The 229-nt window shown below is 69.9% G+C and carries 1 protein-coding gene; it reads right to left on the minus strand.

Features of this window, described 5'->3' with window-relative positions; genetic code table 11:
• Positions 1 to 229 (minus strand): sulfurtransferase complex subunit TusB (gene tusB, locus BST14_RS29285; protein ID WP_083067515.1); only part of this gene is annotated, 229 nt, incomplete at both ends.

Here is a 229-nt window from a genome sequence, read left to right on the forward strand (position 1 = left end):
ACTGTTGACCTTGTCGAAGCGGGTGGCGAGTTCGACGAAGCCGGGGTAGTCCACCGCCACCAGGCGAGCGGGGACGTCCTCGATACCGCGCGCCTGGAGGTCTTCCAGCAGGGCGAACAGTTCGATTTCCGCCGGCATCAGTTCCGGGGCCTGGCAGGCGTGGCTGCCGGCCAGCAGGGCGTGCACGGCGTCGCCGCAGAGCAGCAGGCCGTCGCCGGGGTTGAGCAGG

Source organism: Mycobacterium arosiense ATCC BAA-1401 = DSM 45069 (assembly GCF_002086125.1).
GTDB classification, from domain to species: Bacteria; Actinomycetota; Actinomycetes; order Mycobacteriales; family Mycobacteriaceae; genus Mycobacterium; species Mycobacterium arosiense.